Source organism: Janthinobacterium sp. GW822-FHT07A03 (assembly GCF_058798815.1).
The window spans coordinates 1-20690 of the sequence record NZ_JBXAKW010000003.1 but is presented as its reverse complement, the minus strand read 5'-3'; the positions used below and the strand labels follow the sequence as shown (position 1 = coordinate 20690).

Annotated in this window: 20 protein-coding genes; 18 read left to right on the top strand and 2 right to left on the bottom strand. The window is 63.8% G+C overall.

Going from position 1 to position 20690, the window contains the following annotated elements:
* Positions 1-32: 32 nt before the first annotated feature.
* Positions 33-434, bottom strand: coding sequence for a hypothetical protein (locus AC1RJW_RS09670; RefSeq protein ID WP_493044746.1), 402 nt, complete (start codon positions 432-434; stop codon positions 33-35).
* A gap of 334 nt (positions 435-768) precedes the next feature.
* Here AC1RJW_RS09670 and AC1RJW_RS09665 point away from each other — a divergent pair, with 334 nt between their 5' ends.
* The 4 genes from AC1RJW_RS09665 to AC1RJW_RS09650 are packed head-to-tail and all read left to right on the top strand — an operon-like array spanning position 769 to position 2896.
* Complete coding sequence (locus tag AC1RJW_RS09665; RefSeq protein WP_070310209.1) at positions 769-1122, top strand: ArsR/SmtB family transcription factor; 354 nt, start codon at positions 769-771, stop codon at positions 1120-1122.
* Between the two features lie 8 nt (positions 1123-1130).
* Positions 1131-1556: a YeeE/YedE family protein gene (locus tag AC1RJW_RS09660; protein ID WP_493044745.1), complete on the top strand. Its 426-nt coding sequence runs from the start codon at positions 1131-1133 to the stop codon at positions 1554-1556.
* Positions 1557-1564: 8 nt separating this feature from the next.
* Positions 1565-1996, top strand: a complete 432-nt coding sequence (locus tag AC1RJW_RS09655; RefSeq protein ID WP_493044744.1) for a DUF6691 family protein — start codon at positions 1565-1567, stop codon at positions 1994-1996.
* Between the two features lie 42 nt (positions 1997-2038).
* A complete protein-coding gene (locus AC1RJW_RS09650) occupies positions 2039-2896 on the top strand; it encodes a ChaN family lipoprotein (protein WP_493044743.1) in 858 nt (285 codons plus the stop codon).
* Here AC1RJW_RS09650 and AC1RJW_RS09645 read toward each other — a convergent pair whose 3' ends face one another.
* Complete coding sequence (locus tag AC1RJW_RS09645; RefSeq protein ID WP_493044742.1) at positions 2897-3724, bottom strand: IclR family transcriptional regulator domain-containing protein; 828 nt, start codon at positions 3722-3724, stop codon at positions 2897-2899.
* A 165-nt stretch (positions 3725-3889) separates the two neighbouring features.
* On the opposite strand from AC1RJW_RS09645, the gene AC1RJW_RS09640 reads away from it, so the two are divergent.
* From AC1RJW_RS09640 to AC1RJW_RS09575, 14 genes are all read left to right on the top strand, one after another.
* A complete protein-coding gene (locus AC1RJW_RS09640; protein WP_493044741.1) occupies positions 3890-4588 on the top strand; it encodes a 3-oxoacid CoA-transferase subunit A in 699 nt (232 codons plus the stop codon).
* A 10-nt stretch (positions 4589-4598) separates the two neighbouring features.
* Positions 4599-5240 (top strand): 3-oxoacid CoA-transferase subunit B, encoded by a 642-nt coding sequence (locus AC1RJW_RS09635; RefSeq protein ID WP_493044740.1) that lies wholly within the window; start codon positions 4599-4601, stop codon positions 5238-5240.
* A 27-nt stretch (positions 5241-5267) separates the two neighbouring features.
* Entirely contained in the window at positions 5268-6470 is a 1203-nt protein-coding gene (gene pcaF / locus AC1RJW_RS09630) for a 3-oxoadipyl-CoA thiolase (protein WP_493044739.1), read from the top strand.
* Between the two features lie 153 nt (positions 6471-6623).
* Positions 6624-7919 (top strand): MFS family transporter, encoded by a 1296-nt coding sequence (locus AC1RJW_RS09625; RefSeq protein ID WP_101484721.1) that lies wholly within the window; start codon positions 6624-6626, stop codon positions 7917-7919.
* A gap of 76 nt (positions 7920-7995) precedes the next feature.
* Positions 7996-8691: a fumarylacetoacetate hydrolase family protein gene (locus tag AC1RJW_RS09620; RefSeq protein ID WP_493044738.1), complete on the top strand. Its 696-nt coding sequence runs from the start codon at positions 7996-7998 to the stop codon at positions 8689-8691.
* Positions 8692-8709: 18 nt separating this feature from the next.
* A complete protein-coding gene (locus AC1RJW_RS09615; RefSeq protein WP_493044737.1) occupies positions 8710-9033 on the top strand; it encodes a thioredoxin family protein in 324 nt (107 codons plus the stop codon).
* A 679-nt stretch (positions 9034-9712) separates the two neighbouring features.
* Positions 9713-10999: an MFS transporter gene (locus tag AC1RJW_RS09610; protein WP_070290424.1), complete on the top strand. Its 1287-nt coding sequence runs from the start codon at positions 9713-9715 to the stop codon at positions 10997-10999.
* A gap of 247 nt (positions 11000-11246) precedes the next feature.
* A complete protein-coding gene (locus AC1RJW_RS09605; protein ID WP_493044736.1) occupies positions 11247-12266 on the top strand; it encodes an ABC transporter substrate-binding protein in 1020 nt (339 codons plus the stop codon).
* Between the two features lie 83 nt (positions 12267-12349).
* Positions 12350-14524: an ABC transporter permease gene (locus AC1RJW_RS09600; protein WP_493044735.1), complete on the top strand. Its 2175-nt coding sequence runs from the start codon at positions 12350-12352 to the stop codon at positions 14522-14524.
* Complete coding sequence (locus tag AC1RJW_RS09595; RefSeq protein ID WP_070220974.1) at positions 14521-15606, top strand: ABC transporter ATP-binding protein; 1086 nt, start codon at positions 14521-14523, stop codon at positions 15604-15606. Before AC1RJW_RS09600 ends, AC1RJW_RS09595 begins: the two co-directional genes overlap by 4 nt.
* The gene (locus AC1RJW_RS09590) at positions 15603-16436 is read left to right on the top strand and encodes an inositol monophosphatase family protein (protein ID WP_493044734.1); all 834 of its coding nucleotides are present in this window, start codon (positions 15603-15605) and stop codon (positions 16434-16436) included. The genes AC1RJW_RS09595 and AC1RJW_RS09590 overlap by 4 nt, the downstream gene beginning before the upstream one ends.
* Before the next feature lie 111 nt (positions 16437-16547).
* Entirely contained in the window at positions 16548-17648 is a 1101-nt protein-coding gene (locus AC1RJW_RS09585; protein WP_493044733.1) for a porin, read from the top strand.
* Between the two features lie 70 nt (positions 17649-17718).
* Entirely contained in the window at positions 17719-18708 is a 990-nt protein-coding gene (gene iolG, locus AC1RJW_RS09580; RefSeq protein ID WP_493044732.1) for an inositol 2-dehydrogenase, read from the top strand.
* A 12-nt stretch (positions 18709-18720) separates the two neighbouring features.
* On the top strand, positions 18721-20667 hold the full coding sequence (locus AC1RJW_RS09575; RefSeq protein ID WP_493044731.1) for a bifunctional 5-dehydro-2-deoxygluconokinase/5-dehydro-2-deoxyphosphogluconate aldolase: 1947 nt from the start codon (positions 18721-18723) through the stop codon (positions 20665-20667).
* Positions 20668-20690 lie beyond the last annotated feature (23 nt).

Here is a 20690-nt window from a genome sequence, read left to right as displayed (position 1 = left end):
TTTGCGGCAGCGCCTTGCCAGTGCCGGCGCCGTCAGTTATCGAATTTTTCCTGTTTTTCGCCGTGCAGGCTCAAGGCCACCAGGCCCAATCCCACCAGCAGCATCGAGTACATGCTCGCTTCCGGCACGGGGGCCGGCACGCTGGCTTGCTGTGCGGGCGCGGCCGTCATGGGCCGGGGCGGCGCCAGGGCCACATGGCGCGCGCTGCTCCAGTGCGGTGCCGCCGTCGCGCTGCTGCTGGCCAGCAGGCGTGCATACGGCAAGTCCGGCGTTTCCCAGCCGGGATTATTATTCAAGCTGATGCTTTCATCGATCGTCACGCGATCGCCGGCTTCCTGCAGCTTGCCGGCCGTCGTGTCGCTGACTGCCGCCACGCTTCCCGTGCTGGCCGACAGCGCCAGCAAGGCCACGCAGAGCGGCTGATAGATTCTCATCTTGCTCTCCCTTGTTGTTCACCGCGTGGCGCAGCCGAAACCGGCTTGCGCATGGACGGACGATTCGCCCGTACGGGGGCGTATCATGGTTTTTCTGCTGTTCTCCCATTACAGCACAGATCGTGACAATTTTGATACGTTTATTTCCTGTTTATTACGAATATTTGTCATTTTGATAGCGTAAACATGATCGTTGCCGCACACTTTGCATGAGTACGCTATCGCCCAAAAACACTGTTGTTTTTTTGTGCGAATCGCCAGCAGGAAAACAATATGTTGATTAGTATATTGTTTATCGCATGATGATCAATATGACCGCCTGTGGGAGGGCACGATGGAGACAGTCGCAACACAACACGCCGAATACAACCTCGACGCCATGCGGGGTTCGGCCTACAAGGCCAGCTCGCTGCTCAAGGCCATGGGCAATGCCGACCGCCTGATGCTGCTGTGCCAGTTATCGCAGGGCGAGCATTGCGTCAGCGACCTCGAGCAAAAAGTGGGCATCGGCCAGCCGACCCTGTCGCAGCAGCTGGGCGTGCTGCGCGAAGAGATGCTGGTGGCCACGCGGCGCGACGGCAAGCAGATTTATTACCGCGTCGCCAGCGCGCCCGTGCTGGCCGTGCTGCAAGTGCTGTACGCGCAATTTTGCGCGCCGCGCCCCCCGTTCAACGACGAAGCGGATTGAACCTTGCCATGAGCATCGCCTGGCAGCACTTCACGCCATGGGCCTCGCTGGCCGGCGGCATGCTGATCGGCCTGGCCGCTGCGCTATTGATCTTGTTCAATGGCCGCATCGCCGGCATCAGCGGCATCCTCGGCGGCTTGCTGCGCCCGCGCAGTGGCGACCTGGGCTGGCGTATCGCCTTTCTTGCCGGCCTGGTCGGCACGCCCCTGCTGTGGCAGTTGTGGCAAGCCTTGCCGCCCGTGCAGATCGACGCCGGTACGCCGGCCCTGATCGCGGCGGGCCTGCTGGTGGGCGTGGGCGTGCGCTATGGCGCCGGCTGCACCAGCGGCCACGGCGTGTGCGGCCTGTCGCGCCTGTCGCCCCGTTCGCTGGCGGCCACGTGTGCCTTCATGGCGGCCGGTTTCCTCACCGTGTATCTGTTGCGCCATCTGTGAGCAAGCTTATGAGCAAGCTGATCCTTTCCCTGTTGAGCGGCCTCGTCTTTGGACTGGGCCTGATCGTCTCCGGCATGAGCAACCCGGCCAAGGTGCTCGGTTTCCTCGACCTGGTCGGTGCCTGGGACCCGTCGCTGGCGCTGGTGATGGGCGGCGCCATCGGCGTGGCCCTGCCGGCCTTCTGGCTGGCGCGGCGGCGCAGCAAGTCGCTGCTGGGCGACCCCATGCAATTGCCCGCGTCGCGCCGGATCGACCGGCGCTTGCTGCTGGGCAGCCTGGCCTTTGGCGCAGGCTGGGGCCTCGCCGGTTTCTGTCCCGGCCCCGCCCTCGTGTCGTTGCTGGCCGGCCAGCCGAAGGCGTGGTTGTTTGCCGGCGCCATGCTGGCCGGCATGCTTCTCTTTGAAGTGCTGGAGCGGCGCAAGGCACCTGCGCCGGCCTGAGACGGTACAATCTGGCGCATCGCCACTTTGGATACCGCTTACATGAAGACCGTGATTTTCCGTGCCGGCGCGCGCGCCGCCCTGCTGTGCAGCGTGCTGGCGCTGGCCGCCTGCGGCAGCTTGCTGAAGAAGGAAGCGCCGCCCGCTCCCGCGCCCGTAGCCGATACCTTGCCCAATCCGCAAGTGCTGCTGCTCGGTGAAGTGTATGACAATGCGCAAGGCCAGCGTCTGCGCGTCGCGGAATTGCAGCGCCGGCTGGCGGCCGGCTGGCGTCCCGTGATCGTCATGGAGCAGTTCGACCGCGAAAACCAGGCCTTGCTGACGCGCGCCGCGCGCGATTGCGCCGACCCCGATTGCATCATCCGCGTGATGGAACAGCCGCGCTGGGACTGGAGCATGTACCGGCCCGTGCTGGACCTCGTCATCAGCTACCAGCTGACCTTGATTGCCGGCAACCTGTCGCCGGCCGATGCCTCGCGCATCGCGCGCGACGGTATCCAGTGGTCCATGCCGCCCGCCATGGTCGCCACGTACCTGGCCACGCCCGTGCCGGCCGATATCTTGGAAGGGCAAAAGAAGGAAGTCCAGGCGGCCCGCTGCAATATGCTGCCCGACATGATGATGACCGGTGTCGTCAGCGCCCAGGTGGCGCGCGATATCTGGATGGCCAAGCTGATCCGCGACCAGGCACCGCGCGATGTGGTGCTGATCGCCGGCAATGCGCATGTGCGCAAGGATCTCGGCGTGCCCCGCTGGCTGAAGCTGGCCGACCCGCAACTGAATGTGCGCAGCATCGGCTACCTGGAACAGGGCGCCGCCGGCTACCAGGGCACGTTTGACCTGACGCAAACGATGCCGGCGCAGCCGCGCCCGGACCTGTGCGCCAAATTCAGGAAATAATCACTGCTGCACCCGCACCAGAGCGCTGACCCGGCTGGCCGTCTCCAGCAGTTTCGGCAGGCTGTGTTCCAGCAGATGCGCCACGGACGGCCCCGCCGTCTGGCCGCTGACGTTGATCGCCGCCACCACCTTGCCTGCCCGGTCGAACACGGGCGCGGCCAGGGCGATCAAGCCCTGTTCCAGCTCTTCCTGCACCAGGCACCAGCCCTGGCGCCGTACATGCGCAATCTCTTCCATCAAGACGTCGATATCGACCTTGGTTGCCGGCGTGATCTTCAGCAGCGCCATCTTCGACAGCCGTTCGCGCAGCGCCTCGGGCGCCAGGCCCGACAGCAGCACCCTGCCCATCGAGGTGCAGTAGGCGGGCAATCGGCTGCCGATGCCCAGGTTGATCGACATGGTGCGGTGCGCGGACAGGCGCACGACATAGACGATATCGTCGCCGTCGAGCACGGTGGCCGAGCACGACTGGCGCAAGGTCTGCATCAATTCTTCCAGCAGCGGCTGTGCCTGCGTCCACACGGGCAAGGATGACAGATAGGCGTAACCGAGGTCGAGCACCTTGGGCGTCAAACGGAACAGCCGTCCATCCGCTTCCACGTAGCCGAGATGCAGCAAGGTGTGCAGGATGCGCCGCGCGCCCGCGCGCGTCAGCTGCGCCCGTTCCGCCACTTCGCTCAAGGTCTGTTGCGGCGCGTCCGCGCCGAAGCTGCGCAAGACGGCCAGGCCCCGCGCGAACGATTGCACATAGCTGTCGCCGGGACGCGGCGCGACGTCGGCATCGACGGTGTCTTCGGTGGAAAGGGGCGTGCTGCTGCGTGCGGTCATGGCAATTCCAATGGGGCAAGGTGGCAATTATAGCCATGGCGGTGGCGAAAACGGCAAATTGACAAGCGTCCCGAACAGGCATATTCTCACGAATAAGTTCTAAATACGAATATTTGTTCGTTATGCGAACAAATAACCGATGGGTTTGATTTGTAGGAGACCGCAATGATCGACAAACTGCGTTCCAGCGTCCTAGATGCGCTGGCCGATATCCACGATGGCGCCACTGTCATGATTGGCGGCTTTGGCGGCGCGGGCCAGCCGGCCGAGCTGATCGACGGCTTGATCGCCCAGGGCGCGCGCGATCTCGTCATCGTCAACAACAATGCGGGCAATGGCGACATGGGCCTGGCTGCCCTGCTGAAAAACGGGCAGGTGCGCAAGATCATCTGCTCGTTCCCCCGTCAGGCCGATTCCCACGTCTTCGACGCCCTGTACCGCGCGGGCAAGCTGGAGCTGGAACTGGTGCCGCAGGGCAACCTAGCCGAGCGCATTCGCGCCGCCGGCGCCGGCATCGGCGGCTTCTTTACGCCCACGGGTTATGGCACGGATTTGGCCAAGGGCAAGGAAACGCGCGAAATCGACGGCCGCATGTATGTGTTCGAGTCGCCCATCCACGCCGACTTCGCCCTGATCAAGGCGGAGCAGGGCGACCGCTGGGGCAACCTGACCTACCGCAAGACGGCGCGCAACTTCGGCCCCATCATGGCCATGGCCGCCAAGGTCAGCATTGCTTCCGTGCATGAAGTTGCTGAGCTGGGCAGCATCGACCCCGAACACGTCATCACGCCGGGCCTGTTCGTGCAGCGCATCGTGCAAGTGCCGCGCACGGCCACCGGCCCCGCCGGCTTCAAAGCTGCTTGAGGAGTATCAAATGCATAAATGGAATCGGGACCAGATGGCGGCCCGCGTGGCGGCCGACATCCATGAGGGCGCCGTCGTGAACCTGGGCATCGGCTTGCCGACCCTGGTGGCGAACCACTTGCCGGCCGGCGCGGAGATCATTCTGCACAGCGAAAACGGCGTGATCGGCATGGGCCCCGCGCCCGCGCCGGGCGAGGAAGATTACGACCTGATCAACGCGGGCAAGCAGCCCGTCACCCTGCTGGCGGGCGGCAGCTATTTCCATCATGCCGACAGCTTTGCCATGATGCGCGGCGGCCATCTGGACATCTGCGTGCTGGGCGCGTTTCAAGTGTCCGCCACGGGCGACCTGGCCAACTGGCACACGGGTGCGCCCGACGCCATCCCCGCCGTGGGCGGGGCCATGGACCTGGCCATCGGCGCGAAAAAAACCTGGGTCATGATGGAATTGCTGACCAAGGGCGGTGAAAGCAAGCTGGTGCAGGCGTGCTCATACCCGCTGACGGGCATCGCCTGCGTCAGCCGCATCTACAGCGACCTGGCCGTGCTCGACCTGGGGCCAAACGGTGCCACGGTCGTCGAACTGGTCGATGGCTTGAGTTTTGAGCAGCTGCAAGCGTTGACGGCCGTGCCGCTGACGGACGGACGTTAATTCAATCACTTTCTTGGAGGAAAGAACATGACTCACGCTTATATTTGCGACGCGCAGCGTACGCCCTTCGGCCGCTATGGCGGCGGCCTGTCCGGCGTGCGCGCCGACGACCTGGGCGCCGTGCCCATCCGTGCCTTGATGACGCGTAACCCCAACGTGGACTGGACTGCCGTCACGGACGTGCTGTACGGCTGCGCCAACCAGGCGGGCGAGGACAACCGCAACGTGGCGCGCATGGCCGCCTTGCTGGCGGGATTGCCCGACAGCGTGCCGGGCGCCACCCTGAACCGCCTGTGCGGCTCGGGCCTGGATGCCATCGGCAGCGCCGCCCGTTTCATCAAGAGCGGCGAGGCGGGCTTGCTGATCGCCGGCGGCGTGGAAAGCATGAGCCGCGCGCCCTTCGTCATGGGCAAGGCGGACAGCGCCTTTTCGCGCGGCATGAAAATGGAAGACACGACCATCGGCTGGCGCTTCATCAACCCGCTGATGAAGGCGCAGTACGGCGTCGATTCGATGCCGGAAACGGCGGAAAACGTGGCCAGCGACTTCGGCATCAGCCGCGCTGACCAGGATGCGTTCGCCCTGGCTAGCCAGGTAAAAGCCCTGGCGGCGCAGCAGGCGGGCGTGTTCGACAGCGAAATCTGTCCTGTCAGCATCGCGCAGAAGAAGGGCGAGCCCCTCGTTGTCAGCCGCGACGAGCACCCGCGCGCCACCACCCTCGATACCTTGGCAAAATTAAAACCCGTCGTGCGCGCCGATGGCACGGTCACGGCCGGCAACGCATCCGGCGTCAACGACGGCGCGGCGGCCCTGCTGCTGGCCGACGAGGCGAACGCGGCCCGCTTTGGCCTGACGCCGCGCGCCCGTATCGTGGCCATGGCGACGGCCGGCGTGGCACCCCGTATCATGGGCATCGGCCCCGCGCCCGCCACCCTGAAAGTGCTGGCCATGACGGGCTTGACCCTGGCCGACTTCGACGTCATCGAACTCAACGAAGCGTTTGCCGCGCAGGGCCTGGCCGTGCTGCGCCAGCTGGGCTTGCGCGACGACGACCCGCGCGTCAACCCGAACGGCGGCGCCATCGCCCTCGGCCATCCGCTGGGCGCGTCCGGTGCGCGCCTGGCCATGACGGCCGTCAACCAGCTGCACCGCACGGGCGGGCGCTATGCGCTCTGCACCATGTGCATCGGCGTGGGGCAGGGCATCGCGCTGGTGCTGGAACGGGTCTGATTCCACGCGCCTGCAGGCAAAAAAAAGTTGCCGGCGATACGTATTAACCCGTATGCCGGGCGGCTTTTTGACCTTGATCAAGGGCGTATGATGCAAAACCAGCCCGGGCAAATTGGCTGGCGTTGGCTTTTTTACACGAACAAGAAGATTGATATGACATCCCACGATACTCCGCATGACGTTGCGCAGCTGACTTCCCAGCAGCGCATCAAGGCCATCATTGGCGCTTCTTCCGGTAACCTGGTCGAATGGTTCGACTTCTACATTTACTCGTTCTGCGCGCTGTATTTCTCGCACGCCTTCTTCCCTTCCGGTAACCCGACTACGCAGCTGCTGCAGACGGCCGGTATCTTTGCCGCCGGCTTCCTGATGCGCCCGGTGGGCGGCTGGCTGTTCGGCCGCATCGCCGACAAATACGGCCGCCGCCAGTCGATGATGATTTCCGTGCTGATGATGTGCGGCGGCTCCCTGATGATCGCCGTCATGCCGACGTATGACACCATCGGCGCCTTCGCGCCGTTCCTGCTGCTGGTGGCGCGCCTGTTCCAGGGCCTGTCCGTGGGCGGCGAGTACGGCACCAGCGCCACTTACATGAGCGAAGTATCGGAATCGGGCAAGCGCGGCTTCTTCGCCTCGTTCCAGTACGTGACCCTGATCGGGGGCCAGTTGCTGGCCTTGCTGGTGCTGGTGGTCTTGCAGCAACTGCTGACCTTGGAAGAGCTGCGTGCCTGGGGCTGGCGCATCCCGTTCGTCTTTGGCGCCCTGGCGGCCCTCGTCTCGCTGAACCTGCGTAAATCCCTGACGGAAACGACCACCGCCAGCGAACGCAAGGACAAGGACGCGGGCAGCCTGCGCGGTTTGCTCAAGCACAAACGCGCGTTTATTACCGTGCTGGGCTTTACGGCCGGCGGCTCGCTCGTGTTCTACACGTTCACCACCTACATGCAGAAATACCTGGTCAACACGGCCGGCATGGATACCAAGACGGCCAGCGCCGTCATGACCTGCGCGCTGTTGGTGTACATGATTCTGCAACCGGTGTTCGGCGCCTTGTCCGACCGCATCGGCCGCCGCACCTCGATGCTGTTCTTCGGCGGCCTGGCCACCCTGTGCGTGTTGCCGATCATGCATGCCCTGAAGGATATTTCCAGCCCGTACGCGGCGTTTGGCCTGATCATCATCGCGCTGGCCATCATCAGCTTCTACACGTCGATCAGCGGCTTGATCAAGGCGGAAATGTTCCCCGTCGAAGTGCGCGCGCTGGGCGTGGGCCTGTCGTATGCGGTCGCCAACGCCATGTTCGGCGGTTCGGCCGAATATGTGGCGCTGCAGTTCAAGGCCTGGCACGTGGAAGAGTATTTTTATTGGTACGTCACCATCATGTGCCTGATTTCTTTCATCGTTGCCATCCGCATGCCGGACCCGAGCCGCTCGGGACTGCTCAAGTAACGTTGTCGTAAAATGGGGGACACTGCGGTGTCCCTTTTTCATCACCGCCTTTTTATCGTGCCGATCAGGAGTTTTCATGTCGTATGTCATTCCCGCACCGATCCAGCCCAGCGTTCCCGTCACGGGCAGCGTCGATACTTTCCCTGTCCACCGCATCTATTGCGTAGGCCGCAACTATGTCGACCACGCCAAGGAAATGGGCCACACGGGCCGCGAGGCGCCGTTTTTCTTCATGAAGCCAGCTGACGCGGTGCTGCCCGTGTTAGCCGGCACGACGGGCGAGCTGCCGTATCCGGCGCAGACGCAGGATTTCCAGCACGAGATGGAGCTGGTGGTGGCCATCGGCAAGGGCGGCAGCGATATCGGCGTGGCCGATGCGCTGAGCCACGTGTGGGGTTATGCGATCGGCCTGGACATGACGCGCCGCGATGTGCAGGGCGCAGCGAAAAAGCAGGGCCGTCCGTGGGAAACGGGCAAGGCGTTCGAACACTCGGCGCCGATCGGCCCCATCACGCCGGCTGCGCAGGCGGGCGATATCAGCCATGCTGCCATCACCCTGCGCGTGAATGATGATCTGCGTCAAAGCAGCAGCATCGACATGCTGATCTGGAACGTGGCCGAAACCATCGCCGACCTGTCGACCTACTTTAGCTTGCAGCCGGGCGACCTGATCTACACGGGTACGCCGGCCGGCGTGGCGGCCGTGCAGCGCGGCGACGCGCTGGTGGGCGCCATCGATGGCCTGGGCGAACTGCGCGTGAAAGTGGTCTGAGCTGTCAAGGAGACGGGCATGATGAACGACACTTATGCTGTAGCACAACCCATGCGCGCCGAGATCGACGCCCTGGCGGGGCCGGCCCTGCTGGAGTTCGGCACGGGCTGGTGCGGCCACTGCCGCGCCACCCAGGCGCCGCTGGCCGCCGCCTTTGCGCGGTATCCCGGGGTGCCGCACCTGCGTGTGGAAGACGGCCCCGGCCGCGCGCTGGGGCGCTACTTCCGGGTGAAACTGTGGCCAACCTTGATCTTTCTCAAGGATGGCCAGGAAGTGGCGCGCCTCGTGCGTCCGCTCGACAGCGCGGAGATTGCCAGGGCGTTCTCCCTGATCGAGGCGTAAGCGGTTTGCATCATTTCTTGCCGCACCGCAGCACTGCGCGTATCATAAGCCGCTTACAGCAAGATCAACCGCATCCTTCGTGATGCAGCGCGATCATCGCCGGCCCGCTCCACCCGGAGGGGCCGCAGGCAAGGATTCACCACAAATGACCGATGCCGCGATGCCGACGCGCGGGTCTGGTACGGAATGCCTGGCGATACGCCGGGCCTGATACACGTCGCCCATCCCCTGACGCCTTTCCTGCCGTGCCCCGGGTAACCGGATGGCGCACGACCGTTGTTTCTCTAAATCAGCACTGATCACGGCGCGATAGCGCGCGTTGGTACACCGTTGTCTGCCGTTAACAACGGCGTGTTGCGGCGTGGAATTTGTTTGCGAATTTAATAGCAATTTCGCAGCAAATGCGCCCGCGCACAGCTATGATAGGTGAACAATGCGCCTAAGTAATCGTCGGGAAATTATTGTAAATTTATGATGAACAGAAGCGGATGTGATGCAAGGCGGCTGTCGCGACGCAGTGCGAGCACTGCGAGCGGCTGCCAACGCAGCAGCACGCCGCTTATGGAAGTCAGAAATAACAATAATTTACTGGCGGTTACTTTATACAACGTGCTGTGCTGCTGCCTGAAAAAACATCCAGAGAATGGCCTTTAGACACCCTCCCCAAGGAGCGCAGTAAATGAGCACCCCCCCTAAGAAAAATTCCCCCGGCACGGTGCTGTTCGCCAGCCTGATCGGCACCACCATCGAGTTCTTTGACTTTTATATCTACGCCACCGCCGCCGTGCTGGTGTTCCCGAAACTGTTCTTCCCCGCCGGCGACCCGTCGGCCGCCGTGCTGCAATCGCTGGCCACGTTCGCCATCGCCTTCTTTGCCCGCCCCATCGGCTCGGCCGTGTTCGGTCACTTCGGCGACCGCATCGGCCGCAAGGCGACCCTCGTGGCGGCCTTGCTGACCATGGGTATCTCCACCGTCATCATCGGCTTGCTGCCGACCTACGCCGCCATCGGCACCCTGGCGCCGCTGCTGCTGGCGCTGTGCCGTTTCGGCCAGGGCCTGGGCCTGGGCGGCGAGTGGGGCGGCGCGGTGCTGCTGGCCACGGAAAACGCGCCACCGGGCAAACGCGCCTGGTACGGCATGTTCCCGCAGCTGGGCGCGCCGATCGGCTTCTTCCTGTCGGGCGGTATCTTCCTGCTGCTGAGCGAAACCATGACCGATGAGCAATTCTTCAGCTACGGCTGGCGCATCCCGTTCCTGGCCAGCGCGCTGCTGGTCATCGTCGGCCTGTATGTGCGCCTGAAGATCACGGAAACGCCGGATTTCCAGAAAGTCATCGACAAGAACGAGGTCGTCAAGCTGCCCGTGGCCACCGTGTTCCGCCAGCATGGCCGCATGCTGTTCCTGGGCACCATCATCGCCCTGGCCACGTTCGTGCTGTTCTACCTGATGACGGTGTTCGCGCTGAGCTGGGGTACGACCAAGCTGGGCTTCACGCGCAAGGAATTCCTCGTCGTGCAGCTGTTTGCCGTGCTGTTCTTTGCCCTGACGATTCCGTTTTCGGCCGTGCTGGCCGATCGCCGCGGCCGCCGCGCCACCCTGATCTGGGTTTCCGTCGCCATCGCCATCTTCGGCCTGGTGCTCGCGCCCATGTTCGGCTCGGGCGTGACGTGGGAAGTCACCGTCTTCATGGCCGTCGGCCTGGGCTTGATGGGCATGACCTACGGACCGCTGGGCACCATGCTGTCCGAACTGTTCCCGCCCGAAGTGCGCTACACGGGCGCCTCGCTGACCTTCAACCTGGCCGGCATCCTGGGCGCCTCGCTGGCGCCGTACATCGCCACCTGGCTGGCCACCAACTATGGTCTGCAATACGTGGGCTATTACCTGTCGCTGGCGGCCGTGCTGACCCTGGGCGCCTTGCTGATGGTGGGCAAGCCGCGCGCGGGCAAGGAAGCCTGGCAGTAACACCCCTCTGACCCCACCGGTCCCGAAAGCCGCCAGCTGCAACCAGCTGGCGGCTTTTTTTGTCGGTAAAACGCCACGCCGCATGCCTGCCGAGATTCTTGTTGACAGTCAAAATCGGCTGGTGTTAAGGTGTGCACACGTGTGCAATGCAGTGCAAGGCCTTAAAAAGCACATCCCGGGACAGTGACACCGCAAGATAGCGGTGCGGTCTGAAGTACCACAACGACAACGAACTTGGAGTGAGACGATGAAGATGCGCAATGTTGCGATTGCTATAAGCCTGGCCCTGCCGATGACGGCCATGGCCGCCGAGGAACGCCTGTCCGTGCTGTGCTCGGCCGACATGGAGTGGTGCCAGCTGATGAAGAACCGCTTCGAGGCGGAAAGCAAGATCAAGGTATCGATGATCAGGAAGAGCGCCGGGGAAGCCTACGCGAAGATCCGCGCCGAAGCGTCGAACCCGAAATCGGACATCTGGTGGGGCGGCACGGGCGACCCGCACCTGCAGGCCGCCGCCGAAGGCTATACGGAAGAATACAAGTCGCCCACCCTGCCCAAGCTGCAGCCGTGGGCGTTCAAGCAGGCCGAGACGGCCAAATACCGCACCGTCGGCATCTACATCGGCATCCTGGGCCTGGCCTACAACGAAAACGTGCTGAAGAAGAAAAACCTGCCGCCGCCCCAGTGCTGGAAAGACCTCGTCAAGCCCGCCTACAAGGGCGAGATCGAGATGGCCAACCCGAACTCCTCGGGCGCCGCCTACAACGCGCTGGCCACCGTGGTGCAGCTGTTCGGCGAAGAGGAAGCCTTCGATTTCCTGGCGAAAATGGGCCAGAACGTCAGCAAATACCCGAACGCGGGCGTGGCGCCGGGCGAGGACGTAGGCCGCGGCGAAGCGGGCGTGGCCATCGGCTTCATGCATGACCTGATGAAACTCACCGTGGCCGGCTTTCCCGTGAAGGTCTTGCCGCCCTGCGAAGGCACGGGCTACGAGATCGGCTCGATGAGCATCGTCAAGGGCGCGAAAAACATGGAACAGGCAAAGAAATTCTATGAATTCGCCCTGCGTCCCGACGTGCAGAGCGAAGCCGTGAAAGCGCTGGCCTTCCAAATCCCATCGAACACGGCCGCCACCATTCCCGCCGCCTCGCCGCGCCTGGAAAACATCAAGACCATCAACTACGACTTCGCCAAGTACGGCGCCTCGGACACGCGCAAGCGCTTATTACAACGCTGGACGACACAGATATATTCTGCCGGCAATTAAGGCGCAAAGACTGTCATCGTACCGAGCCTGCCGTATGCCGCAACGGCCATGTCGGCAGGCCTACTTAGCTGGATAGAGACCTCATGAAAAAGATATTTTACGGCTGGCTGCTGGCCGCTTTGGCAGCGTTGTGCCTGTTGCCCTGGCAGCAGCAGGAAGCGGGACTGTTCGCCGGCGAATGGCTGCGCGACGGCCAGTTCTTCAGTGAACGTGGCGCGCCGGCCGTGCTGCACGTGCTGTCGTTCGGCGCCTGGCCGCTGGGCGTGTTCTTAGCCCTGATCGCCGCCAGCGCCGCGCTGGTGGCCGGCAATCCCCACCGCAAGACCCTGGGCCTGGGCCAGATCGCCCTCGGCGGCGCCGGCTTGCTGTGGCTGGCATGGCTGGGCTGGGGGCCGCTGGCCGCCGGCACCGGCCTCGGTTTCGGCGCGCTGCTGCTGGCGCTGTGCCTGCTGTTCCTGCTGACCTCGGGCGCCGCCGCCTGCGGCGTGTGCCGCGGCGACGCCTTCGTGGCCGGCGCCATCGGCCTCATCATCTGCCTGATTTCCCTGTTCGTGCTGTTCCCCGTCGCGCTGATCCTCGTCAGCGCCGGCCAGCCCATGGACGATGGCGGCACGGGCGCCGCCGCCCTGGCGCGCCGCCTGGCCGACCCCGGCATCTGGAGCCTCAATTGCGTGGCCGGTCCCGGCCGCTGCGGCGTGGCCTGGAACACCCTGGCGCTGGCCTTGCTGACGGGCGTGTCGGCCACCTTCCTCGGTCTCGTGTTCGCCTTGCTGGTGACGCGCACCAACGGCCGCTGGGTACGTCCCATGCGCGCCATCACCATCTTGCCGATCGTCACGCCGCCGTTCGTGCTGGGCCTGGCCCTGATTTTGCTGTTCGGCCGCAACGGCGCCATCACGGGCCTCGTCGGCGACCTGTTTGGCGTCGAGCAAAGCCGCTGGCTGTACGGCATGACGGGCGTGTGGCTGTCGCAGATGCTGGCCTTTGCGCCGATCGCCTTCATGACATTGATCGGCGTGGTCGAAGGCGTCAGCCCCTCGCTGGAAGAAGCGTCGGGCACCCTGGGTGCGAGCAGCTGGCAAACCTTCGTCAAGGTCTCCTTGCCGCTGATGCGTCCCGGCATCGCCAATGCCTTCTTGCTGTGCTTTATCGAAAGCATGGCCGACTTCGGCAACCCGATGGTCTTGGGCGGCAACTTCCACGTGCTGTCGACGGAAATCTTCTTTTCCGTGGTGGGCGCCTCGAACGACCAGGGCCGCGCGGCGACTTTGGCCATCGTGCTGCTGACCTTTGCCGTGGGCGCCTTCTTCATTCAGAACCTGTGGCTGGGCAAGAAATCGTATGTGACGGTGACGGGCAAGGCCGACCACGGCGGCCACGCCTCGCTCAATCCCCGCCTGAAAACCACCTTGTGGACCATCGCCTTACCATGGTTCGCCTTCACGGCCCTGATCTACGGTACCGTGGTGGCGGGCGGCTTCGTGAACAACTGGGGCCAGGACAATGCCTTCACCTTGCGCCATTACATCGACGCCTTCGGCATCACGGCGGGCGCTTCCGGCTGGCACTGGACGGGCCAGGCCTGGCCGTCGCTGTTCACCACGCTGACGATTTCGGCCATCGCCGCGCCCTTGACGGCCTTTGTCGGCATCCTGTCGGCCTGGCTGCTGGTGCGCCAGCAATTCGCCCTGAAGAGCGCGTTCGAGTTCGGCACCATGCTCAGCTTTGCCATTCCCGGCACCGTCATCGGCATCAGCTACATCCTGGCGTTCAACTCGGCTCCGATCGAACTGACGGGCACGGCGACGATTCTGATCCTGTGCTTTGTCTTCCGCAATATGCCGATGGGCTTGCGCACGGGCATCGCCGCCATGCGTCAGCTCGACGGCAGTCTGGACGAGGCGTCGATCACCCTGGGCGCCAGCAGCTGGACCACCATGCGCAAGGTCATCCTGCCGCTGCTGCGCCCGGCTATCGCCTCGGCCCTCGTGTATGGCTTCGTGCGTTCGATCACGTCGATCTCGGCCGTCGTCTTCCTCGTCAGCGCCGATTACGACATGGCCACGTCCTACATCATCGGCCTGGTGTCGAACGGCAACTACGGCACGGCGATCGCCTATGCCACGGTGCTGATCGTCATCATCCTGCTGTGCATCCAATTGATCCATTTGCTGGTCGGCAAGCGCCGCCTTCGCCGCGTCAGCGCCGAAAAAACGCTGCCGGCCGCCGTTCCCAACCTGGAAAAGAGCTACGCATGAACCACTTTACTACCCAAGCAACAGAGCTTGCCGCGCTGGAATTCGACGGTGTTACCAAGCGCTATGGCAAGGCCCTGGCCGTGAACGATGTGTCGTTCACGATCGCCCCGCGCACCATGGTCACCCTGCTGGGTCCCAGCGGCTGCGGCAAGACGTCCACCCTGCGCCTGATCGCGGGCCTGGAGCGCGTCAGCGCCGGGCGCATCCTGCTGGCCGGCGAGGACGTCACCTTGACCTCCGCCGCCGAGCGCGACGTCAGCATGGTGTTCCAGAGTTATGCACTGTTTCCGCATATGACGGTGCTCGACAACGTGTGCTACGGCTTGACCGTCTCGGGCGAGACCAAGCCGCGCGCCATCGAACGGGCGCAGGAAAGCCTGCGCCTGGTGGGCCTGGCCGACTTTGCCGCGCGCTTCCCCAACGAGTTGTCGGGCGGCCAGCAGCAGCGCGTGGCCGTGGCCCGCTCGCTGGTGCTGCAGCCCAAGGTCTTGCTGCTGGACGAGCCGCTGTCGAACCTGGACACGAAACTGCGCCGCCGCGTGCGCGACGAGATCCGCGACATCCAGGTCAAGCTGGGCTTGACGGCCGTGTACGTCACGCATGACCAGGAAGAGGCGCTGGCCATTTCCGACCAGATCATCGTCATGAACCGCCAGGTGATCGCGCAAAAGGGCACGCCGCACGAGCTGTTCGAGTCGCCGGCCGACAAGTTCGTCGCCGACTTCATCTGCAACGCCAACATCGTCGATGGCGTGATCGAATCGGTGGCCGACGGCAAGGCCGTTTGCGTCATGGGCAAGCTGCGGCTGCGCCTGCCATGCCGCAGCCAGCGCAGCGGCGAAGCGAGTTTCGCCGTGCGTCCGGAAGCGATCCTGCTGTCGCCCGCGCAGCCCGACAGCGCCATGGTGGTGCGCGTGGCGCGCGCCACTTACCTGGGACGCGAAATGCAATACACGCTCGAGACGCCGGTCGGCGAACTGTTTGCCGTCTCGCACGACTTGAGCCAGGTTTTCACGCAAGGCACATCGGTCGCCATGACCGTACACGAACATGGCGCAGCCATCATTGGAGGACAAGCATGACAGATATGACACAGGCAGCGGTACTGGCCGACGCAGCCACCCTGGAACGCTATGCCTACGCCCGGCACATCATCCGCCAGGCGGGCGAGATTGCACTGGGCATGTTCCAGCGCCGCACGGAACTGGTGATCGAGGAAAAGGGCTTGCAGGACATGGTCAGTATCGCCGATCGCATGGTGGAAGATTTTGTGCGCGCGCAAATCGCCGCGCGTTTTCCTGACGACGCCGTGGTAGGCGAGGAGCGGGGCGGCGGGGCGTCGGACGCGCGCTGCGTGTGGGTCATCGATCCCATCGACGGCACGGCCTGCTTCGTCAACGGCATGCTGGCCTGGTGCGTGTCGATCGGCGTGCTGGTCGACGGCCAGCCCGCCATCGGCGCCGTGTACGACCCGAATGCGGACGAGCTGTTCCACGCCTGCCTGGGACAAGGCGCGCATGTGACGGCGAAGGCGGGCGAAACGCGGCTGCGCGTGAACGACGTGGCCAGTCTGCAGGGCGGCGTGCTGGGCGTGGGTTTTTCGCACCGCGTGGGCACCGATACCTTTTTGCCCTTTTTGCTCGACGTGCTGGAAGAGGGCGGCATGTTCATCCGCAACGGTTCCGGCGCGCTGATGATCGCCTACGTGGCGGCCGGGCGCCTGATCGGCTATTTCGAGCCGCACATCAATTCCTGGGATTGCCTGGCGGGCATCGTGCTCGTCAACGAGGCGGGCGGGCGCTGCAATGATTTCCTCGCCGATAACGGCCTGGAAAAGGGCAACCCCATCCTGGTGGGCGGCCCCCGCTTGTATCCGCAACTGGCGGCGCTGGCCTTGCCGCGCTGTACCTGAACACATTGACTGGAAAGGGAGGGCAGGCGTCCGGCGAGGGACGCATGTAGTGGCAACACGCTGTTGAGCATCATGAGTAATCCACCAGCATAAAAACAAGCAGGAGACAAAATGAAAAACGGGATGAAAAAGAGCACCATGCAGTTGAACAAGATCGCCGCCGTACTGTTGCTGGCCGCGCCAGGCTGCGTGCTGGCCGAATCGAGCGTCGTCGTGTACGGCCGCATCCACGCGGGCTTTGACCGTATCGAAACGTCGAGCTCGGCCACGGCGCCGAATGGCGAGTCGGTGTCGCGCGTATCGGACAATTCCTCGAAGATCGGCTTCCGGGGAAGAGAAGACTTGGGCAATGGCAACACGGCCTTCTTCCAGATCGAGGGCAATGCCAAGCTCGACGATGGCACGGGCGCCATCAATAGCAAGGATACCTTTGTCGGGCTGGAAAACCCCGCCTATGGCCGCATCGCGCTGGGCCGCTTCGCCACGCCGATCCGCCAGATCAACGGCTACACCAACCGTTTCGTGGGCGAAGGCATCCAGGATGACGCCAACATTTCGCAGCTGGGCGGCGAAGGCTTCAACCGCCGCAGTTCGAATGCCGTCAGCTATCGCACGCCCGTGGTACAGGGATTCAGCGCCACGATTTACCGCGCCAGCGAAAACGAGGCATCGAACGGCGACCGCATCTATTCGGGCATCGTGCAATACGCAAACGGTCCCGTGAAGGGCGCCGTCGGCTATGAAAAGCACAAGGACTTGCGTCCCGGCTTCAGCGAAAAGATGTTCCGTGCCGTGGGCAATTACAACTTCGGCGGCGGCGACGTGGGCGTGGCCTGGAACCGCATGGTGTATGACGTGGCCGGCGGCGACTTGCAGCGCGACTACTTCACCATCACGGGCGCCTACAAGGCGGGCGGCGGTGCCTTCATCGGCCGTTTCGGCGTGGCAGGCGACGTGTCGGGCAGCGCGCCCAACGGCAGCAGCGTGACCATCAAGGCCACCACCCTGGTGCGCGGCGACGACAGCGGCGCCAAGCAGGCGACTTTGGGCTACGAGTATTACTTGTCCAAGCGCAGCACCGTGTATGCCTACTACACGCAAACGAATAACGACAAGAACGCCAACTACACGTTTGGCGGCAATGCCTTCGCCACCACCAAGAAGGGTGCCAAGCTCAGCGGTGTAATGCTGGGCGTCATCCACCTGTTTTAACTTTTTTAGCCCGGAAATGCACACGTGTGCATTTCCGGGCCAAGCAATACCGACTATCAAGGAGATGGAAATGATTCAAGTGGCATTGTTCGGCGCCGGGCGCATCGGCCGCATTCACGCCGGCAATCTGGTACGCCAGCCCGGCGTGCGCCTGAAATACGTGGTCGACGTGCATGCGGGCGCGGCGGCGGAAGTGGCTGCCCTGCATGGCGCCAGCGTCGCCAGCGTGGACACTGTGCTGGCCGACCCGGAAGTCAAGGCCGTGCTGATCGCGTCGAGCACGGATACGCATGCGGACCTGATCGTGCGCGCGGCCGCCGCCGGCAAGGCCATCTTTTGCGAAAAGCCCGTCGACCTGACCCTGGAGCGCGCGCGCGCCGCCGCCGCCGCCGTCAAGGAGGCAAAAGTGCTGTGCATGATCGGCTTCCAGCGCCGCTACGATCCCACGTTTGCCGCCGTCAAGCAGCGCATCGCAGCGGGCGAGATCGGCACGCCGGAGATGCTCATCGTCACCAGCCGCGATCCGGGCCCGCCGCCCGTCAGCTATATCCAGGTGTCGGGCGGCATCTTCAAGGATATGCTGATCCACGATTTCGACATCTTCCGCTGGATACTCGACGATGAAGCCGTCAGCGTGCACGCCACGGGCAGCTGCCTGGTCGATCCGGCCATCGGCGCGGCGGGCGATCTCGATTGCACGGCCGTGACCATCCGCACGGCAAAAGGACGTTTGTGCCAGATCAACACCACGCGCCGCGCCGCCTACGGCTACGACCAGCGTTTCGAAGTGCTGGGCAGCGCCGGCATGTTGCAGGCGGGTAACCACAAGCCGACGGAAGTGACGGCCTATGGCGCCGTGAACGTCAGCGTGGACAAGCCGGAAGACTTTTTCCTGGAACGCTACCGCGCCGCCTACGCCAGCGAAATGGCGCACTTTTTCGACGCCTTTGCCCATGGCGCAGCGCTGCGCACCACCGTCCACGATGGCTTGAAAGCGCTGGAACTGGCCGAAGCGGCCACCGTGTCGTGGCGCGAGCAGCGCATCGTGCAACTGTCATAAGGAAACAATGCCATGAAGAATACGACTGAATTTGCCCAGGGCCGCGCGCTCGACGTGATCTGCCTGGGCCGCCTGGCGGTGGACCTGTATGCGCAGCAGATCGGCAGTACCCTGGAAGATGTCACCAGTTTCGCCAAATACCTGGGCGGCTCGTCGGCGAACATCGCCTTCGGCACGGCTCGTCTGGGCTTGAAATCGGCCATGCTGTCGAAGGTGGGCGACGACCACATGGGCCGTTTCTTGACGGACACATTGTCAAAGGAAGGCTGCGACGTCAGCCACGTGGGCATCGACCGCGACCGCCTGACGGCTTTGGTGATGCTGGGTATCAAGGATAAAAACACCTTCCCCTTGATTTTTTACCGTGAAAATTGCGCCGACATGGCCATCGACGCCGCGTCGGTGGATGCGGCCTTCGTTGCCTCGAGCAAGGCGCTGGTGATCACCGGCACGCATTTCTCCACCGCTGCCATGCACGCCGTCAGCACCCAGGCACTCACATTGGCGCGCGCCAACAACGTGCGCACCGTGCTCGACATCGATTACCGGCCCGTGCTGTGGGGCTTGTCGGGAAAGGCGGACGGCGAAACGCGTTTCGTCTCGAACGAAGGCGTGACGCGCCACCTGCAGGCGATCTTGCCGCAGTTCGACCTGATCGTCGGCACGGAAGAGGAATTCATGATCGCCGGCGGCGGCCTTGATATCATGGCGTCCCTGCGCGCCGTGCGCAAGGTGAGTAGTGCAACCCTGGTGGTCAAGCGTGGACCGCTGGGCTGCGCCGTCATCGAGTCGGCCATTCCTGCCGGTCTCGATGAGGCGTTCAACTATCAGGGCGTGCGCGTGGAAGTCTTGAACGTGCTCGGTGCGGGCGATGCCTTCCTGTCGGGCTTCCTGAAAGGCTGGCTGCGCGGCGAGGATTACGAGGCATGCTGCCGCTATGCGAATGGCTGCGGCGCCCTCGTCGTGTCGCGCCACGGCTGCGCGCCGGCCATGCCGTCGCCCGTGGAACTCGACTATTTCCTCGCCAACGCGGCAAAACTGACGCAGCCGGACCAGGACGCCACCTTGTCGCGCCTGCACCGCACGACGGTGGCGCGCAAGCAATGGGACGAGCTGTGCGTGTTTGCGTTCGATCACCGCACGCAATTCTTTGAGCTGGCCCAGCAGGGCGTGAGCGACGAAGCGCGGATTTCAAAGCTCAAGCAACTGTTCGTGCAAGCCGTGGGCCAGACGGAAGCGGCGCGCGGCTTGCAGGGCGGCACGGGCGTGCTGATCGATGACCGCTATGGCGTCGATGCGCTCAACGATGCGACGGGACGGGGCTGGTGGATAGGCCGTCCCGTCGAGATGCCGGGCTCGAATCCCTTGCAGTTCGACTGGGGCCGTTCGCTGGCGTCGCGCTTGACGCAGTGGCCGAAGGAGCACGTGATCAAGTGCCTGGTGCAGCTGCATCCCGACGATACGCCGGAAAACCGGCTGGAACAGGAAGCGCAAATCAAGGGCTTGTACGACGCCGCGCAAATCATGGGCCATGAATTGCTGCTGGAAATTATTCCTGCCAAGTCGCTGCCCCAGCACGACGATACCGTGTATCGCGCCGTCAAGCGCCTGTACAACCTCGGCATCTACCCGGAATGGTGGAAACTGGAAAGCATGTCGGCCCAGCAATGGCAAGCCATCGATGCCCTCGTGCACGAGCGCGATCCGTATTGCCGTGGCGTCGTATTACTTGGCTTGAACGCGCCCATCGCCGCCCTGGCCGACAGTTTTGAGCAGGCCAGTGCCAGCACGACTTGCCGCGGTTTCATGGTCGGCCGTACCATCTTCCAGGAACCGAGCCGCCGCTGGCTGGCTGGCGAACTCGACGATGCGGGCCTGATCGCCGCCGTGCGCGCCAATTTCGAACAGCTGATTGTCCTGTGGCAGCGCACGCGCAACCGCCTGGAGCGTGCGGCATGAGCGCCACCATCCGCCTGACCATG

Excerpts from the sequence above, each read along its gene's own strand:
- AC1RJW_RS09595 (WP_070220974.1), top strand. The coding sequence starts at position 14,521 with ATGAACCACTTTACTACCCAAGCAACAGAGCTTGCCGCGCTGGAATTC.
- AC1RJW_RS09640 (WP_493044741.1), top strand. The coding sequence starts at position 3,890 with ATGATCGACAAACTGCGTTCCAGCGTCCTAGATGCGCTGGCCGATATC.
- AC1RJW_RS09610 (WP_070290424.1), top strand. The coding sequence starts at position 9,713 with ATGAGCACCCCCCCTAAGAAAAATTCCCCCGGCACGGTGCTGTTCGCC.
- AC1RJW_RS09670 (WP_493044746.1), bottom strand. The coding sequence starts at position 434 with ATGAGAATCTATCAGCCGCTCTGCGTGGCCTTGCTGGCGCTGTCGGCC.
- AC1RJW_RS09585 (WP_493044733.1), top strand. The coding sequence starts at position 16,548 with ATGAAAAACGGGATGAAAAAGAGCACCATGCAGTTGAACAAGATCGCC.
- AC1RJW_RS09625 (WP_101484721.1), top strand. The coding sequence starts at position 6,624 with ATGACATCCCACGATACTCCGCATGACGTTGCGCAGCTGACTTCCCAG.
- AC1RJW_RS09605 (WP_493044736.1), top strand. The coding sequence starts at position 11,247 with ATGAAGATGCGCAATGTTGCGATTGCTATAAGCCTGGCCCTGCCGATG.
- iolG (WP_493044732.1), top strand. The coding sequence starts at position 17,719 with ATGATTCAAGTGGCATTGTTCGGCGCCGGGCGCATCGGCCGCATTCAC.
- AC1RJW_RS09635 (WP_493044740.1), top strand. The coding sequence starts at position 4,599 with ATGCATAAATGGAATCGGGACCAGATGGCGGCCCGCGTGGCGGCCGAC.
- AC1RJW_RS09645 (WP_493044742.1), bottom strand. The coding sequence starts at position 3,724 with ATGACCGCACGCAGCAGCACGCCCCTTTCCACCGAAGACACCGTCGAT.
- AC1RJW_RS09650 (WP_493044743.1), top strand. The coding sequence starts at position 2,039 with ATGAAGACCGTGATTTTCCGTGCCGGCGCGCGCGCCGCCCTGCTGTGC.
- AC1RJW_RS09660 (WP_493044745.1), top strand. The coding sequence starts at position 1,131 with ATGAGCATCGCCTGGCAGCACTTCACGCCATGGGCCTCGCTGGCCGGC.
- AC1RJW_RS09665 (WP_070310209.1), top strand. The coding sequence starts at position 769 with ATGGAGACAGTCGCAACACAACACGCCGAATACAACCTCGACGCCATG.
- AC1RJW_RS09590 (WP_493044734.1), top strand. The coding sequence starts at position 15,603 with ATGACAGATATGACACAGGCAGCGGTACTGGCCGACGCAGCCACCCTG.
- AC1RJW_RS09615 (WP_493044737.1), top strand. The coding sequence starts at position 8,710 with ATGATGAACGACACTTATGCTGTAGCACAACCCATGCGCGCCGAGATC.
- AC1RJW_RS09655 (WP_493044744.1), top strand. The coding sequence starts at position 1,565 with ATGAGCAAGCTGATCCTTTCCCTGTTGAGCGGCCTCGTCTTTGGACTG.
- AC1RJW_RS09620 (WP_493044738.1), top strand. The coding sequence starts at position 7,996 with ATGTCGTATGTCATTCCCGCACCGATCCAGCCCAGCGTTCCCGTCACG.
- AC1RJW_RS09575 (WP_493044731.1), top strand. The coding sequence starts at position 18,721 with ATGAAGAATACGACTGAATTTGCCCAGGGCCGCGCGCTCGACGTGATC.
- AC1RJW_RS09600 (WP_493044735.1), top strand. The coding sequence starts at position 12,350 with ATGAAAAAGATATTTTACGGCTGGCTGCTGGCCGCTTTGGCAGCGTTG.
- pcaF (WP_493044739.1), top strand. The coding sequence starts at position 5,268 with ATGACTCACGCTTATATTTGCGACGCGCAGCGTACGCCCTTCGGCCGC.